Source organism: Methylorubrum populi (assembly GCF_002355515.1).
GTDB lineage: Bacteria > Pseudomonadota > Alphaproteobacteria > Rhizobiales > Beijerinckiaceae > Methylobacterium > Methylobacterium populi_A.
Map to the genome: position 1 here is coordinate 3,939,673 of NZ_AP014809.1, position 14,581 is coordinate 3,954,253.

14 protein-coding genes and 1 pseudogene are annotated in these 14,581 nt (G+C 70.4%); 13 read left to right on the top strand and 2 right to left on the bottom strand.

The window, feature by feature from the left end:
* The first annotated feature begins 3 nt into the window (after positions 1-3).
* The 3 genes and pseudogenes from tatB (at position 4) to MPPM_RS18205 (ending at position 2,131) form a co-directional block, all read left to right on the top strand.
* On the top strand, positions 4-483 hold the full coding sequence (tatB, locus tag MPPM_RS18195; RefSeq protein WP_096486266.1) for a Sec-independent protein translocase protein TatB: 480 nt from the start codon (positions 4-6) through the stop codon (positions 481-483).
* Positions 480-1,280, top strand: coding sequence for a twin-arginine translocase subunit TatC (tatC, locus tag MPPM_RS18200; RefSeq protein WP_096486267.1), 801 nt, complete (start codon positions 480-482; stop codon positions 1,278-1,280). Before tatB ends, tatC begins: the two co-directional genes overlap by 4 nt.
* A 144-nt stretch (positions 1,281-1,424) precedes the next feature.
* Positions 1,425-2,131, top strand: a pseudogene (locus MPPM_RS18205) (metal ABC transporter permease).
* A gap of 6 nt (positions 2,132-2,137) precedes the next feature.
* Here MPPM_RS18205 and MPPM_RS18210 read toward each other — a convergent pair.
* On the bottom strand, positions 2,138-3,313 hold the full coding sequence (locus MPPM_RS18210; RefSeq protein WP_096486268.1) for an MFS transporter: 1,176 nt from the start codon (positions 3,311-3,313) through the stop codon (positions 2,138-2,140).
* Between the two features lie 402 nt (positions 3,314-3,715).
* Here MPPM_RS18210 and msuE point away from each other — a divergent pair, with 402 nt between their 5' ends.
* From msuE to MPPM_RS18260, 10 genes are all read left to right on the top strand, one after another.
* A complete protein-coding gene (msuE, locus tag MPPM_RS18215) occupies positions 3,716-4,300 on the top strand; it encodes an FMN reductase (RefSeq protein WP_096486269.1) in 585 nt (194 codons plus the stop codon).
* Between the two features lie 7 nt (positions 4,301-4,307).
* Complete coding sequence (locus tag MPPM_RS18220) at positions 4,308-5,285, top strand: aliphatic sulfonate ABC transporter substrate-binding protein (protein ID WP_096486270.1); 978 nt, start codon at positions 4,308-4,310, stop codon at positions 5,283-5,285.
* A gap of 8 nt (positions 5,286-5,293) precedes the next feature.
* Entirely contained in the window at positions 5,294-6,154 is an 861-nt protein-coding gene (locus tag MPPM_RS18225; RefSeq protein ID WP_096486271.1) for an ABC transporter permease subunit, read from the top strand.
* A gap of 40 nt (positions 6,155-6,194) precedes the next feature.
* A complete protein-coding gene (locus MPPM_RS18230) occupies positions 6,195-6,959 on the top strand; it encodes an ATP-binding cassette domain-containing protein (RefSeq protein ID WP_096486272.1) in 765 nt (254 codons plus the stop codon).
* Positions 6,960-6,991: 32 nt separating this feature from the next.
* Positions 6,992-8,179, top strand: coding sequence for an FMNH2-dependent alkanesulfonate monooxygenase (gene ssuD, locus MPPM_RS18235; RefSeq protein WP_096486273.1), 1,188 nt, complete (start codon positions 6,992-6,994; stop codon positions 8,177-8,179).
* 18 nt (positions 8,180-8,197) lie between these two features.
* Positions 8,198-9,190, top strand: a complete 993-nt coding sequence (locus tag MPPM_RS18240; protein WP_096486274.1) for a sulfonate ABC transporter substrate-binding protein — start codon at positions 8,198-8,200, stop codon at positions 9,188-9,190.
* Between the two features lie 74 nt (positions 9,191-9,264).
* Positions 9,265-10,239 carry an aliphatic sulfonate ABC transporter substrate-binding protein gene (locus MPPM_RS18245; protein WP_096486275.1) on the top strand — a complete coding sequence of 325 codons (975 nt, stop codon included), beginning with the start codon at positions 9,265-9,267 and terminating at the stop codon, positions 10,237-10,239.
* 33 nt (positions 10,240-10,272) lie between these two features.
* Positions 10,273-11,655 carry an FAD/NAD(P)-binding protein gene (locus MPPM_RS18250; protein WP_096486276.1) on the top strand — a complete coding sequence of 461 codons (1,383 nt, stop codon included), beginning with the start codon at positions 10,273-10,275 and terminating at the stop codon, positions 11,653-11,655.
* 318 nt (positions 11,656-11,973) lie between these two features.
* On the top strand, positions 11,974-12,183 hold the full coding sequence (locus tag MPPM_RS18255; RefSeq protein WP_096486277.1) for a hypothetical protein: 210 nt from the start codon (positions 11,974-11,976) through the stop codon (positions 12,181-12,183).
* A 237-nt stretch (positions 12,184-12,420) separates the two neighbouring features.
* Positions 12,421-13,110, top strand: a complete 690-nt coding sequence (locus MPPM_RS18260) for a DUF2147 domain-containing protein (protein WP_096486278.1) — start codon at positions 12,421-12,423, stop codon at positions 13,108-13,110.
* A gap of 96 nt (positions 13,111-13,206) precedes the next feature.
* Here the strand turns inward: MPPM_RS18260 and MPPM_RS18265 are convergent, their stop codons facing one another.
* Positions 13,207-14,367 (bottom strand): zinc-binding metallopeptidase family protein, encoded by a 1,161-nt coding sequence (locus MPPM_RS18265; protein WP_096486279.1) that lies wholly within the window; start codon positions 14,365-14,367, stop codon positions 13,207-13,209.
* Positions 14,368-14,581: the final 214 nt, after the last annotated feature.

Here is a 14,581-nt window from a genome sequence, read left to right on the forward strand (position 1 = left end):
GCAATGCTGGACATGAGCTGGGGCGAGGTGATGCTGATCGGCGGCGTCGCCCTGATCGTCATCGGACCCAAGGACCTGCCGAAGGCGCTGCGCACCCTCGGTCAGATCACCACCAAGGTCCGGCGCATGGCCGGCGAGTTCCAGTCGCAGTTCAACGAAGCGATTCGTGAGGCGGAGCTGGAAGAGGTCCGCCGCGACGTCGAGGGCGTCAAGCGCACCGTCGACGCCGCGCGCCCGACCTTCAATCCCGTGGATACGATCCGCAACGAGATCCGCAGCGCGGTCGAAAGCCGTCCCGGCGCCAATACGAAGGAATCCGGGGTCAAGGATACCGGCAGCTTCGACGTGCCGCGACCGACGCCCGAACAGCAAGCCGCCCAGATGCACGGCGCCCCGATGGAAGGCACTCCGGCGGCCTCCACCACCACCGAGGCGCCTCCCGCCACCTCCGGCACCAAGACCGAGACAGGCCCGACTCCATGAGCGACGAGCGCGATGAGGCCGAGATCGAGGCCTCGCGGGCACCCCTTCTGGAGCACCTGATCGAACTGCGCGCGCGACTCATCAAGTCGCTGCTCGCGTTCATCGTGATGTTCTTCGGCTGCTTCTTCTTCTCGAAGCAGATCTACAACGTGCTGGTGCACCCCTACGTCTCGATCGTCGGGCCGCAGAACGCCGAACTGATCGCGACCCACTTCCTCGAACAGGTCTTCACCAACATCAAGCTCAGCGTGTTCGGGGCGGGCTTCCTCGCCTTCCCGGTCATCGCCACGCAGGTCTACGCCTTCGTCGCGCCCGGCCTCTACCGCAACGAGCGGCAGGCCTTCCTGCCCTATCTCGTCGCCACGCCGATCTTCTTCCTGCTCGGCGCGCTGGTCGTCTACTTCCTGGCGATGCCGCTGCTGATCCAGTTCTCGGTCTCGCTCCAGCAGATCGGGCAGCCGGGCGAGGCGACGATCCGGCTGCTGCCGAAGGTCGACGAGTACCTCTCGCTGATCATGACGCTGATCTTCGCCTTCGGCCTCGCCTTCCAGATGCCGGTGATCCTGACGCTTCTGGGTCAGATCGGCGTGATCGACGCGGCCTTCCTGCGGGAGAAGCGGCGCTACGCCATCGTGCTCGTCTTCGTCGCCGCCGCGGTGCTGACGCCGCCGGACGTGATCTCGCAGCTCTCGCTGGCGATCCCGATGCTGCTTCTCTACGAGGCCTCCGTCTTCTCGGTCGCGCGCATGGAGAAGATCCGCGCCGCCCGGCGGCGGGCGGAAGGGATCGAGGACTGACGGGGATCACCGGCGCGGATCGTCGGCGGGACGCGGTGCGCTAAGCGGAAAATAAGGCACTTTGCGCATCACTTGATTGTGCGCAAATCTGTCCGCCGATGGAGCCTGCTCCATAACCCTCCGACTCAGAACGGAGGGAAGCCCATGTTCCACACGATGCGGACCGCCATCGCGGTCGCCGCCCTGACGACCCTGGCCGGTGCGGTCCAGGCCGCGGATCTGCAGCGGGTGCGCGGCACGATCGAGAGCAGCGATGCCGGCTCGGTGACGATCAAGACCACCGACGGCGCGTCCGAGACGGTTCAACTCGGCGGCGCCAAATTCGCCTGGGTGGTCAAGTCGAGCCTCGACCAGATCAAGGAAGCACCTTCATCGGCACTGCCACCAAGGGCGAGAACCCGATGACGGCGCTGGAAGTGGTGCTGTTCCCCGAATCCATGCGCGGCACGGCGGAAGGCCATTACGGCTGGGACGCGATCCCCGACCACACGACGGGCGGCGGCGGCCCGGTGGTGAAGAGCTCGATGACCAACGGCACCGTGAAGGCCGCCGGCGGTGCCGGCGCGGGCGGCGCGCCGAAGGTCAAGAGTTCGATGACCAACGCCACCGTGGCCAGCAGCACCGCCGGCTCCGGCACGGGCGGCGAGCGCACGCTGACCGTGACCTACGACAAGGACGGCTCGAAGACGATCGTGGTGCCGCCGAAGGCGCCGATCGTCGCCTTCGAGCCCGCCGACAAGTCGATCCTGACGCCGGGCGGCAAGATCTTCGTGGTCGCGGCCAAGGACGGCGGCAAGCTCGCGGGCAAGCTCGTCGCGGTGGGCAAGGACGGCCTCACCCCGCCGATGTAAGCGGACTCACGACCGTCCCTGGCTCCCCGCCAGGGACGGCCACAGCGGCCGGGCCAAAGCCGTGGCGGCAAGGCCGAGCCCGAGGAGCGAGACGAAGGCCGCCAGGGCCGGCAGTTCCGCATAGCCCGCGCCGAGCGTCAGCGCCGTGCCGCCGAGCCAGGCCCCGAGGGCGTTGCCGAGATTGAACGCGCCCTGGTTGAGGGTCGAGGCGAGATTCGGCGCGTCGCTCGCCGCCTCCACCACCCAGACCTGGAGCGGCGAGACCAGGGCGAAGGCGAGCCCGCTCCACAGCACCAGCACCGCCAGCGCCGGCACCGGGAAGGGTGCGACCAGCGCGAAGGCGGCGAGCACCGCGATCAGCCCGACGAAGCTGCCGAGGACGGTGCGCATCAGGCTGCGGTCGGCGAGCCAGCCGCCAGCGAGATTGCCGACGGTGAGCCCGAGACCGGCCGCGAACAGCGCTCCCGTCACGCCGCCGGGCGTCAGATGCGTCACGGTGAGCAGGAACGGGGCGATGTAGGTGAAGACGGTGAAGAAGCTCACCGAGGACAGGGTCGAGACCAGCATCGGCCGCAGCACCGGCCAGCGCCCGAGCGCCCGGAATTCCTTCGCGAGGCCGCCACGGGTGCCCGGCATGCCGCCCGGCAGGGCGAGGGCGATGGCCATCCCTGCCGCGAGCCCGATGCCGACCACGGCCCAGAAGGTCGAGCGCCAGCCGAGCGCCTGACCGAGAGCGGTGCCGAGCGGCACGCCCAGCACGTTGGCGAGCGTCAGCCCGGCAAACATCAGCGAGACGGCCTGGGTGCGCTTCTCCCGCGGCACGAGGTTGCGGGCGACGATGGCACCGATGCCGAAGAAGGCGCCGTGGGCAAAAGCGGTGGCGACCCGCGCGGCCATCAGCCATTCGTAGCTCGACGCCAGGGCGCAGGCGAGGTTGCCCAGGGTGAACACCGCCATCAGCGCGAGCAGCGCCGCCTTGCGCGGCAGGGGCGCCGTCGCCATCGCCACGATCGGCGCGCCGATCACCACGCCGAGCGCGTAGCCCGAGACGAGATGGCCCGCCTGCGGGATGGTGACGCCGAAGTCGCGCGCCACCTCCGGCAGGAGGCCCATGATGACGAACTCGGTCGTGCCGATGCCGAAGGAGGCGACAGCGAGCGCGAGGATCGGCAGGGAAACCATGCAGGATGCTCCGAGGCGGCGCTTTTGCTGCGCCGCAAGATGAGCGCCGCAACATGGTCATCCACGGCACGCGCGACAGCCGCGTGACCGGGAAGCAGCCCTGCGCACACGTCAGGGCGGCCGGCTCCGCATGGACGCCCTGGCTGAGCCGAGGACCGGCCCTCGCGGACAAAAAGATTTTCCTGGCACTACCCGGCGCAGCAATAGAACCGTTCTCCACCTTGGAGAAACAACGCAAAAACAATCCGTTGATTTGCCCCACCCCAGGTCTCTAAATTTCATAGCAACAACGTCTCAACAACGCTCCGCAGATCTTGTGAATATCGAAGCCTCGAACATCTCCTGTCGGAGATTCGGGGGCCGGTCTTCCTTGGCTGGGGCCTTGCCTTCGGATGCTTCGCGATGCCCGCACGGATCGTTGCCTTCTCCGGCAACACGCACCGCCCCTCCCGTACCCGCACCCTGGTCGAGGCGGTGGCCGCTGAATTGTCGCGGCTGCGCCCGATCGACCTGAAGGTCTACGACCTCGTCGACGCCGGCACCGGCATCGCGGTGGCGAGCCGCTCGGCCCTGCCGCTTCCGGCGGCGCGGATCGTGGAGGGGATCGAGTCGGCCGATGCGCTGATCGTCGGCTCGCCGGTCTACAAGGGCAGCTACGCCGGGCTGTTCAAGCACCTGATCGACTTCGTCGCCCCCGAGGCGCTGATCGGCAAGCCGGTGGTGCTGACGGCGACCGGCGGCGGCCCGCGCCACGCGCTCGTGGTCGAGCACTCCCTGCGGCCCCTGTTCGGCTTCTTCTCGGCGCAGGCCGCGCCGACCGCGGTCTATGCCGGCGATACCGAGATCAGCGAGGGCCGGGTCGCCGACGAGATCGTGCGGGCCCGCGTCGCCCAGGCCGCGGGCGAACTCGCCCGGCTCCTCGATGTCGCGCAGGGTGCGAACGTCTCCGCCGCGGCCCTGGCGCCGCTGGCGAGCGCCGCCCGCTGAGGCCGCGATGCTCGACCGCCGCCAGTTCCTTGCCGCCGGCCTCTTCGCGGCCGGCACCGCGCTCCCGCTCCGACGCGCCCGCGCCGCGGAACCGGGCGTGCTGCGCATCGGCTACCAGAAGAACGGCATCCTGGCCGTCGCCCGGGAGCAGGCGGCGATCGAGGCCGCGCTGAAGCCGCGGAACGTTTCCGTGCGCTGGGTCGAGTTCTCGTTCGGCCCGCCGCTGCTGGAAGCGCTGAATCTCGGCGCGATCGATTTCGGCCAGACCGGCGACGCCCCGCCGATCTTCGCCCAGGCCGCGGGCGCGGGTCTCGTCTACGCCGCGGCCCAGCCGAAGGGCGGCTCGGGCTCGGCGATCCTGCTGCCGAAGGGTTCGGCCGTCGCCTCCCTCGCCGACCTCAAGGGCAAGCGCGTCGCCTTCGCCAAGGGGTCGAGCGCGCACAACCTCACCGTCGCCGCCCTGGAGCGGGCGGGCCTGACCTACCGCGACATCACGCCGGTCCTGCTGGCGCCGGCCGACGGCGCGGCGGCCTTCGCCGGCGGCACGATCGACGCCTGGACGGTGTGGGACCCGTACTTCGCCATCGCCGAGGAGGGGCAGAGCGCCCGCATCCTCGTGCAGGCCTCGGACATCACCCCCACCAACAACTTCTTCCTGGCGAACAAGGCCTTCGCCGAGGAGCGGCCCGAGGTGCTCAAGGCGGCCATCGCCGCGCTCGGAGAGGTCGCGGTCTGGTGCGAGGGCAACCGACCCAGCGTCGCGGCGAGCCTGTCGAAGATCACCGGCGTGCCGCTCGCCGCCACGCGCCGCGCGGTGGAGCGCATTCGCTTCGTCATCGCGCCGATGGATGCGGCGGTCACCGCCGAGCAGCAGCGCATCGCCGACCGCTTTCACGCCATCGGCGTGATCCCCCGCCCGGTGCGGGTGTCCGACATCGTCTGGACGCCGCCCGAGACCCCCAACAAGACCCAGAACAACGGGTGAGCCGAGCCATGGCCGATTCCGCCGCGATCCGATCGCTCCCCGGCCGCGCGCACCGCGCCGAGGCCGCCGCGCCACTCCAGCGCAAGCCCTTTGGCAAGTTCCTGCGCCTGCCCCTCGCTCGGCTGCTGCCCTGGCTCCTGCCGACCCTCGTCATCGTCGGCTGGCAGGCGGCGGCGTCGCTCGGGGTCGTCTCGACGCGGTTCATGCCCGCGCCGCTCGACGTCGCTGCCGCCGGCTGGCGCCTCGCCCAGACCGGCGAGCTCTGGGAGAACCTGTGGGTGAGCTTCGCCCGGGCCGCCTCCGGCTTCCTCATCGGCGGCGGCATCGGGCTCTTCTTCGGGCTCGCCAACGGCCTGTCGAACCTCTCGGAAAAGCTCACCGACACCACGCTGCAGATGGTGCGCAACGTGCCCCACCTGTCGCTGATCCCGCTGGTGATCCTGTGGTTCGGCATCGACGAGGGCGCCAAGCTCTTCCTCGCGGCGCTCGGCGTGTTTTTTCCCATCTACGCCAACACCCTGCACGGCATCCGCTCGGTCGATCCGCAATTGATCGAGATGGGCCGGGTCTACGGCATGAACCGACGCGAGCTGTTCTGGCGCGTGGTGCTGCCCGGCGCGCTGCCCTCGATCTTCGTCGGCATCCGGTACGCGCTCGGCATCATGTGGCTGACGCTGATCGTCGCAGAGACGATCTCGGCCAATTCGGGCCTCGGCTACATGGCGATGCAGGCCCGCGAGTTCATGCTGGTCGACGTCGTGGTGCTGGCGATCCTGATCTACGCCGCCCTGGGCAAACTCGCCGACAGCCTGACCCGGGCGCTGGAGCGTACCTGCCTCGCCTGGAACCCGGCCTACCGCAACGCCTGATCTTTCTTACCGCGCGTCTTTCTTTTCGCGAGTGAGTTCCATGCCCGCTGCCACCGCCCTGCGCGTCGAGGACCGTCCCGACGCCGGCCTCGCCATCACCCTGCGCGGCCTCTCGAAGAGCTTTGACGGGGGTGCCCCCGTCATCCGTGGCCTCGACCTGCACGTGCCCGCCGGCCAGTTCGTGGCGGTGGTCGGTCGCTCGGGCTGCGGCAAGAGCACCCTGCTGCGTCTGATCCTCGGGCTTGAGGAGCCGACCGCCGGCCGCGTGACGATCAACGGCGACCGCAACTCGAAGAGGATCATGTTCCAGGAGCCGCGGCTGCTGCCCTGGGCGCGGGTCGCCGACAACGTCGCGGTCGGACTCGGGCGCGAGACGCCCCGCGCCGAGCGGCGCAGGCGCGCGCTCGGGGTGCTCGACGAGGTCGGGCTCGCGGCGAAGGCCGGCAACTGGCCCGCGACGCTGTCCGGCGGTCAGCGCCAGCGGGTGGCGCTCGCCCGCGCGCTCGTCAGCCGCCCGGCGCTGCTGGCGCTGGACGAACCGCTCGGGGCGCTGGACGCGCTCACCCGCATCGAGATGCAGGAGATGATCGAGCGCATCTGGCAGGATCAGGGCTTCACCGCGATCCTCGTCACCCACGATGTCGGCGAGGCGGTGGCGATGGCCGACCGCATCCTCGTGGTCGAGCAGGGCGCCATCGCGCTCGACGTCGCCGTGGACGTGCCGCGCCCGCGCCGCCGCGGCGACCCGGCGCTGGCCGAACTCGAAGGCCGCATCCTCGAGCGGCTTCTCGGCCACCGCGCCTGAATTCCCCTCTCGTATTCTTCGGAGCGTATCCCATGACCGCGCAGAGCCGCCCCCCCGCCGACGGCAAGACCGACGTTCTCTGGTTCCTGCCCACCCACGGCGACGGCCGTTATCTCGGCGCCTCGGAAGGCGCCCGCGACGTCTCGCTGCCCTATCTCCGCCAGATCGCGCAGGCCGCGGACGACCTCGGCTATTACGGCGTGCTGCTGCCGACCGGCCGTTCCTGCGAGGATTCCTGGGTGATCGCCTCGGCGCTCGCCCCCCTGACGCAGCGCCTGCGCTTCCTCGTCGCCGTGCGTCCCGGCCTGCAGGAGCCATCCGTCGCCGCACGCATGGCCGCGACACTGGACCGGATCTCCGACGGGCGCCTGCTCATCAACGTCGTGACCGGCGGCGACCCCGTCGAACTGAAGGGCGACGGCGTCTTCCTCGACCACGACGAGCGCTACGTCGTCACCGACGAGTTCCTGCATATCTGGCGCGGCCTGATGGCCGGCGAGACCGTGAACTTCGAGGGACGTCACCTGCGCACCGAGAACGGCCGGGTGATCTTCCGGCCCGTGCAGGCCCCTTATCCGCCGCTCTATTTCGGCGGCTCCTCGCCGGCCGGGATCGAGGTCGCGGCCGAGCATTGCGAGGTCTACCTCACCTGGGGCGAGCCCCCGGCCGGCGTCGCGGAGAAGATCGCCAAGGCGCGCGAGGCGGCTGAGAAAAAAGGCAAAAAATTCTCCTACGGCATCCGCCTGCACGTGATCGTGCGCGAGACGGAAAGCGAGGCCTGGGACGCGGCGGAGCGGCTGATCTCGCGGCTCGACGACGCCACCATCGCCCAGGCGCAGGCGACGCTGAAGCGCCAGGATTCCGTCGGCCAGAGCCGGATGATGGCCCTGCACGGCGGCGACCGATCCAGGCTCGTGGTCTCGCCCAACCTCTGGGCCGGCGTCGGCCTCGTGCGCGGCGGGGCGGGTACGGCGCTCGTCGGCTCGGCGGATCAGGTCGCCGACCGGATGAAGGAGTACATCGATCTCGGCATCGACCGCTTCATCCTCTCCGGCTACCCGCATCTGGAGGAGGCCTACCGCTTCGCCGAGCTGGTCTTCCCGAAGCTCCCCTTGCGCGCGACCACCGGCACGGCGCCGAGCACCGCCCGCAACAACGGTCCGTTCGGCGAGGTGATCGCCAACGACATCGTGCCGACCCGCCGCGTCGGCGCCCACTGAGCGGGAAGGTTTTTCGCGATGACTGTCCGCGCCCGCTCCGCTCCCATCACACCGTCGCTGCTGCCGCGCCTCTGGCTGGCGCTCGCCGCGCTGATCTTCGCCAGCTTGACGCTCGCGGCCCATGCGCAAGAAAACCGACAGACCGAGCGCACGGTGCGGGTCGGTTACCAGAAATACGGCACGCTGGTCCTGCTGAAGGGCCGCGGCACGCTCGAGCCGCGGCTGAAGGCGCTCGGCTACCGGGTGCAATGGTCGGAGTTTCCCTCCGGCCCGCCGCTGATGGAGGCGCTGAACGCGGGTGCCGTCGATTTCGGCTCGGCGGGCGAAACCCCGCCGATCTTCGCCCAGGCTGCGAGCGATGCGCTGATCTACGTCGCCCACGAGCCGGCGGCGCCCAGGGGCGAGGCGATCCTGGTGCCCAAGGCCAGTCCGATTCAATCGGTCGCCGATCTGCGGGGGAAGAAAGTTGCGTTCAACAAGGGCTCGAACGTCCACTACCTGCTGGTGCGGGCCATCGAGGCGGCGAGCCTGAGCCTCGCCGACATCACCCCCCTCTACCTCGCGCCCGCCGATGCGCGGGCGGCGTTCGAACGCGGCGCGGTCGATGCCTGGGTGATCTGGGACCCGTACTTCGCCGCCGCCGAGGCCGGCGGCAACGCCCGGGTGCTCGCCGACGGCACCGGCCTCGTGCCGAACCACCAGTTCTATCTCTCCTCCAAGAGCTTCGCGGCCGAGAACGGCGCGGCGCTCGACGCCATCGTCGCGGCCATCGCCGAGGTCGATGCCTGGGCCAAGGCCAACACCGACGCCGCGGCCAGGGAGCTGGCGCCCTCCGTCGGCATCCCGGCGCCGATCCTGAGCGTCGCCCTCAAGCGCCAGACCTACGGCATCCGCCCCCTCGACGAGGCGGTGACGCGGGAACAGCAGCGCATCGCCGACACCTTCCACGGGCTCAAGCTCATACCGAGGAGCGTCGACATCGCCGCCGCCGTGCGCAAGCCCGGAAGCTGAGAACACCGCTCCTCCCGCTGCGGGAGCAGACAGCCCCGACCGTCCACGTCCTGCCGAGAAGCCGAAAAGCGCCCATGAACCGCCGGTCCGCCGCCCGCCTCGTCCTCGCTGGCCTCGCGCTCAGCCTCGCCCTCGGGCTCCCGCTCGGCGGCCTCCCGGCCGTCGCGCAGGATTCGACCCTGCGCATCGGCTATCAGCGCTCCTCGGCGCTGATCTCGCTCCTGCGCGAGGACGCGACCCTGGAGACGGCCCTGAAGCCCCTCGGCGTCACCGTCTCCTGGCACGAATTCACCAGCGGCCTGCCGATCATGGAGGCGCTCAATGTCGGCCGCATCGACGTCTCGGCGGATGTCGCCGACACCGTGCCGGTCTTCGCCCAGGCGGCGAATGCCAGGATCACCTATTTTGCCCAGGAGGCGGCCTCGCCGGAGGCGCAGGCGATCCTGGTGCCGGGGGATTCTCCGCTGAAGAGCGTGGCCGACCTGAAGGGCCGCAAGGTCGCCGTCACCAAAGGCGCCGGCAGCCACTACCTGCTGCTCGCCGCGCTGAAGGCGGAAGGGCTGCCGTTCAAGAGCATCACTCCGGCCTACCTCACCCCGGCGGACGGACGCAGCGCGCTGGCCGGCGGCAGCGTCGATGCCTGGGTGGCGTGGGACCCGTTCCTGTCGGCCGCGCAGATCCAGGCCGGGGCGCGCATCCTCAAGGACGGCACCGGGCTCTCGGCCTACAAGCGCTACTATCTCGCCTCCGATGCCTACGCGGAAAAGCGCGCCGACGTGCTGACCCTGCTCGTCGCCCGGCTGCGCGAGGCCGGGGCCTGGGTGAAGGCCAATCCCGACGCGGCCGCCGCGCGGCTGGCCGCCCTGTGGAAGATCGAGCCCGACATCGTGAAGCAGGCCAATGCCCGCCGCTCCTACCGGGTCGAGCCGGTGAGCCGCAAGGGTCTCGGCGAGCAGCAGACCATCGCCGACGCCTTCCGCGCCGAGGGCCTGTTGCCGCGCGCCGTCGATGCCGCGGCGCTTCCGGTCTGGGATCCGCCGACGCGCTGAGGGCGAAGGAGAGCGAGCTTAAGGACGTTCACGATGACCCGTCAGGCGAGCCTGCCCCCCATCGCGGTGATCGGCGCGGGGTTCAGCGGCACCATGGCCGCGCTCCAGCTTCTCTCGGCGCTGCCGCCGGAGCGTCCGGTCCTGCTGTGCGAGCGTTCGGGGAGTTTTGCCCGGGGGCTGGCCTACGGCACCGGCAACCCGGCCCACCTCCTCAACGTGCGCGCCGCCAACATGAGCGCCTTCCCCGACCGGCCGGGCCATTTCGAGGAATGGCTGGCCGGGGCCGATCTCGGCGAGGGTGTGGTCAAAACCCCCGCCGGCACCTTCGTGGCGCGGGGCCATTACGGCAGCTACCTCACCGATTTGCTGACCGCGGCCGTCACCGGGCCGGGCGTGCCGCGGCTGCGCCTCGTCAATGACGCGGTGGTCGATCTGGAGCCCCGGGCCGGCGGCTTCGTGCTGCGCACGGAGGGCGGGCAGGCCCACCGGGTCGCCGGGGCCGTGCTCGCCATGGGCAACCTCGCCTCGGCCGCGCCCAAGAGCCGCCACAGCCTCGACCCCTGGGCCCCCGAAAGCTTCGGTCGCCTGCACCCGCACGCGCCGGTCCTCATCGTCGGCACCGGCCTCACCATGCTCGATGCGGTGGCGAGCCTGCGGGCGCAGGGCTTTTCCGGCGCGATCCTCGCCCTGTCGCGCCGCGGCCTGCTGCCGAACGCCCACGCCCCCGCCGACTTCTGGCCCGCACCGGATCTGACGCCGGCCGACCTCGCCTCCCTGAAGCGGCTGCTAACCCGCATCCGCGGGGAGGTGGCGCGGGCGGCGACGGCGGGCATCGGCTGGCACGGCGTCATCGATGCCCTGCGTCCGCTCACCGACACGATCTGGCGCAGCCTGCCCCCGCGCGAACAGGCCCGGTTCCAGCGCCACCTGCGCCCGTTCTGGGACGTGCATCGCCACCGCACCGCCCCGCCGGCCGCACGGACGATCGCCGACGAGAGCGCCCGCGGCGCCCTGACGGTGCGGGCCGGGCGCCTACTCGCGATCGAGGACGAGGCGGCGCAGGCGGTGGTGACGCTGCGCCTGCGCGGCGCCGACCGTCCGGAGCGTCTCGCCGTCCAGGCGATGATCGACGCCACCGGATTCGGTCACCTGAAGGAGAGCCGCGATCCGCTGCTGCGGCGTCTGCTGGAGCGCGGCTTCGTGCGCCCCGGGCCCTTCGGCCTCGGCCTCGATGCCGGCGTGGATTACCGGGCCGTCGGCGGATCGACCGCGGAGGGCGGGGGACCGCTCTGGATCCTCGGGCCGCTCCTGCGCGGCGTCCTGTGGGAATGCACCGCGGTGCCCGACATCCGCAACGAGGCGGCCGAACTGGCCGGCCTCGTCGCCGGCGACCTCGACCGCGCCGCCGCAGCCTAGCACACCCGCATCCTTCGACCGTCCCGAAAGCGGCGGAGAGCACCGGCTCGCCGCCGCTTCACGCATTCGTGACCCGAACGGATCCTGCCGCCCGTGACGGGACCACCGCTGCGTCGGGCTCTAACACCCTGTCCCATCTTCCGTTTCGGCAGCCGCGGTGCCGGCAGTTCGTCCGCCGGCTCACAAATCGGAATCATTCTAAAGAGGTTGAAGTGAGTTTGGACTTGTTCTAATTAAGAACGGTGACGGCGGACGTCTGGAGCCGAACGGCTCGGGACGGTGAAAAGACCGCCAGCGACGACAAACCGGAGAGAGATCATGGCCACCTCGAGCAACGCCGCCTGCCAGAGCTGCCGCTTCTTCGACGACCACAAGACCAACGGCGCCCAGGCCGCGGGCGACCAGGGCCTGTGCCGCTACAACCCGCCGGTGAGCCAGCCCGACCCGCAGAGCCAGGGCCTGTGGCCGGTCGTTGCCTCCAAGGATTGGTGCGGCCACTTCACCGCCGACGTGACCCCGGCCGAGTAAGCCGGGCTTCGACGGAAGTCATTCGAGAGGGCCGGTGCCGCGCGCACCGGCCCTTTTTGCGTGCGCCGCGCAAACGCCGGCGAATTGCGTCGCAACCGCCCCGCGGCGGTCATGATCCGGTCACCTTCCGATTCGATGGCTGCGGCGAAGGGGCAACGGTCCGTGAGCGGACGGCCCGGTCGTCAGGTTGAACGGCGCGGCCCGCACGTGCCGCCGCGCCCGAGTGGGGATGATTGCATGATCTTCGGACCGATCGGTGCGCGCGCGCCTTTCCTCCGCACCGGCCGCGCCGCGGCCCTGGCTGCCGGCTTGGCTGCCCTGTCGGCCGTGCCCGCCTCGGCGGCCGCGCCGGCGCATGACCCGAGCGGCACGTGGCTGACGCAGGACGGCAAGGCCCGCATCCGCGTCGAGAAGTGCGGCCCACAGGAGAAGAACCTGTGCGGCTACGCGGTGTGGCTGAAGACCCCCCTCAACGACGAGGGCAAGCCGCGGGTCGATTTCCGTAACCCCGATCCGAAGAAGCGCGCCCGCGCCTCCCTCGGCCACCAGCTCATCCTCGGGCTCAAGCTGAACAAGGATGCCCATTACGAGGGCAAGATCTACAACGCCGAGGACGGCAAGTTCTACGACGTGACGATCTGGTCGGACGCTCCCGAGGAGCTGACGGTCAAGGGCTGCCTCATCGCCTTCCTGTGCCAGTCCCAGACCTGGACCCGGGTGAGCGACGCGCTGCCCGGCCAGCTCACCGGCCCGACCAATGGCGCGAACGGTCCCCGCGCCGATGCCGAGTGGGCGCCGAAGACGGCCCCCGGCGCGACCGCCAGCGGCCCCGCCGCTACCGGCACCACCGGCGCTGCGCCCGCGGCCAAGCCGGCTCCGAAGCCGGCCGCACCGAAGGCCCCGGCCGCTCCCGCCCCGGCGCAGTAAGACGGCCCGCGACCCCGCCCGCAGGCATTCCGGGCCCCGCCTTGCGGCCTCGGAATGACGCTTGCGGGGAAACCGCGGCCGGTCTCCGGAAAGGCGTCAGGCCGTCGGTGCCGCCACGCGCTGGCGCAGGCCCGCGATCACCGCCTTCAGCATCTCGGCGCTCGCCTCCTCCGAGAGGCCGCCGGGCGTGCGCGCGGCGTAGACTCGTTCGTGCACGAAGGCGAGCTTGGCGATCACCGCGGGCGTCAGCTTGAACGGGTAGAGCGGTGGCTGACCCATGGAGCGGTTGAGCGAGTTCACCGCGTAGGTGAGCGGGATCCACGCCTCGACCACCCGCTCGAAATCCGGCGATTCGTAGGGATCGAAGTCGATGCAGGTCGACAGCGCCGCCGGCTCGGCCGCGCCGCGCAGCTTCGGCCGCAGGCGGATCTCGAACGCGCTGCCGGTCTCCAGCGTGTCGATGATGTGCAGATAATGGGCGAAGGTCTCGGCGAAATCCTCCCAGGGATGCGCCGTGGCGTAGGACGAGACGAAGGATTCCTGCCAATCGGAAGGCGGCCCGGCGGCGTGATGGCGCCGGAGCGCGGCGCCGTAATCGAGGCTCTCGTCGCCGAACAGGGCGCGGAAGGCCGGCAGACTCGCGTCGAAGCGCACCAGCAGGTTCCAGAAATAGTGCCCGATCTCGTGGCGGAAGTGGCCGAGCAGGGTGCGGTAATACTCCCCGAACATCTTGCGGCGTCGTTCCCGCTCGACGTCGTCGGCCTCGGCGATCGAGAGCGTGATCAGCCCGTCGAGATGCCCCGTCATCACCGGAGGTCCGGAGGACTCGGCGAGGAAGTCGAAGGCCAGCCCGTCGGAATACTGAGCCCGCGTCACCAGCGGCAGGTCGAGACGCAGGAGCGAGTAGAACAGCCGGTGCTTGGCCGCCTCGATCTGGCGCCAGCGGTCGATGTTGGCCGCCACGCTGAGGTCCGGCACCACCCGGTTGTGCCGGCAGGTGACGCAGTAGCGCTCACCGGACTCGGCGGGCACCATCCAGTTGCAGGCGTCGTGGGCCGCGTTGGCGCAGCGGCGATACTTGCGGCCCGGATGCGCGTAGGCGCGGAACAGGGGGCCGCGCTCGTCCTCGCCGCAAGGCTCCAGCGCCGAGACCTCGTGCCGGTCGCAGACGTAGCCGAGCCGGCGCTCGCAGCTCTCGCAGACCGTGCTCTCGAACGAGACCGGCTGGTCGCAGGCCTGACACTGGAAGATCTTCATGGGAGGCCCCGCTCCGTCCTCTGCGGGGACCAGACAAGAACCGGGCCGCCGCCAAACCAAGGGTCGTGAGCCGGGTGAGGTTCCGCCGTCCCGAGCGGCCGCGCCGACCCTGACGGCTGCACGGTTCTTGCTTTTTCAATCCCTCCATTCCGAGCGCCGGGATGTATAAGGCGCGCAACCAGCGGCAGAGCGCGCCGCCTCCATCGCGTCGAGA